This window comes from Streptococcus sp. HMSC063B03 (assembly GCF_001836965.1).
Lineage (GTDB): Bacteria > Bacillota > Bacilli > Lactobacillales > Streptococcaceae > Streptococcus > Streptococcus pneumoniae_F.
Map to the genome: position 1 here is coordinate 9,985 of NZ_KV831051.1, position 1,696 is coordinate 11,680.

Below are 1,696 nucleotides of genomic sequence, written 5' to 3' on the forward strand. Positions count from 1 at the left end.
AAGATCATTCTTTAAAGACAGGTTGGCTTTATGACCAGTCTAACTGGTATTATCTAGCTAAAACAGAAATTAATGGAGAAGACTATATTGGTGGTGAAATACGTACAGGTTGGATAAATGATGATTCAACTTGGTACTATCTAGATTCAACAACTGGTATCATGCAAACTGGTTGGAAGCAAATTGGCAATAAGTGGTACTACCTCCGTTCATCAGGAGCTATGGCAACTGGTTGGGTGAAAGATGGTTCAACTTGGTACTATTTAGATGCTGAAAATGGCGATATGAAAACAGGCTGGCAATATCTTGGTAACAAGTGGTACTATCTCCGTTCATCAGGAGCTATGGCAACTGGTTGGGTGAAAGATGGTTCAACTTGGTACTATTTAGATGCAAGTAATGGAGATATGAAGACAAGTTGGACAAAAGTAAATGGAAACTGGTATTATCTCAATTCAAATGGAGCAATGGTTACAGGTAGCCAAACTATCGATGGTAAAGTCTATAACTTTGCTTCATCTGGTGAGTGGATTTAATATTGGAGGATATATAGATGAAAATTTTGAAAAAAACTATGCAAGTTGGACTGACAGTATTTTTCTTTGGTTTGCTAGCTACAAATACTGTATTTGCGGATACCACAGGTGGCCAATTTGTTGATAAGGATAATAGAAAATATTATGTAAAAGATGATCATAAAGCAATCTATTGGCATAAAATAGATGGTAAAACTTACTATTTTGGTGATAAAGGAGAAATGGTAGTTGGATGGCAATACGTAGAAATTCATGGAACAGGTTATCGTGATAATTTATTTAATAATCGTCCAGTCTTAGAAATTGGCCTTCAGGAGAAGTGGTACTATTTTGGACAAGATGGTGCTTTGCTAGAACAAACAGATAAACAAGTACTAGAGGCAAAAACGTCTGAAAATACAGGAAAAGTATACGGTGAACAATATGCTCCATCTGCTGAAAAGAGAACTTATTATTTTGATAATAATTATGCTGTAAAGACAGGTTGGACTTATGAAGACGGCAATTGGTATTATTTAAATAAGCTAGGAATTTCTGGCGATGATTCTTACAATCCACTACCAATTGGTGAAGTTGCTAAGGGTTGGACTCAAGATTTCCATGTTACTTTTGGCATTGATAGAAGCAAACCTGCTCCGTGGTATTACCTAGACCCAGAAACTGGTATCATGCAAACTGGTTGGAAACAACTTGGCAATAAGTGGTACTATCTCCGTTCATCAGGAGCTATGGCGACTGGCTGGTATCAAGAAGGCTCAACTTGGTACTATTTAGATGCTGAAAATGGTGATATGAAAACGGGCTGGCAATACCTTGGTAACAAGTGGTACTATCTCCGTTCATCAGGAGCTATGGCAACTGGTTGGGTGAAAGATGGTTCAACTTGGTACTACCTAAATGCAGGTAATGGAGATATGAAGATAGGCTGGTTCCAGGTCAATGGCAAATGGTACTATGCTTACAACTCAGGTGCTTTGGCAGTGAATACGACCGTAGATGGCTATTCTGTCAATTATAATGGCGAATGGGTTCAATAATGAAAGAGGCGATTGTGAAGGAAACAATCGCTTTTTTTGTGAAAATATAATAAAATAGATAGGAGAGAATAAATACTTGTAGGAAAAAATAATACTCTTCGAAAATCAAATTCAAACCACGTC

1 protein-coding gene and 1 pseudogene are annotated in these 1,696 nt (G+C 37.3%); both read left to right on the forward strand.

Going from position 1 to position 1,696, the window contains the following annotated elements; genetic code table 11:
- Positions 1 to 536: pseudogene (locus HMPREF2628_RS07150) on the forward strand (N-acetylmuramoyl-L-alanine amidase family protein); the annotation flags it as partial.
- 17 nt (positions 537 to 553) lie between these two features.
- A complete protein-coding gene (gene cbpC, locus HMPREF2628_RS07155; RefSeq protein WP_070842759.1) occupies positions 554 to 1,573 on the forward strand; it encodes a choline-binding protein CbpC in 1,020 nt (339 codons plus the stop codon).
- Positions 1,574 to 1,696: the final 123 nt, after the last annotated feature.

Excerpts from the sequence above, each read along its gene's own strand:
- cbpC (WP_070842759.1), top strand. The coding sequence starts at position 554 with ATGAAAATTTTGAAAAAAACTATGCAAGTTGGACTGACAGTATTTTTC.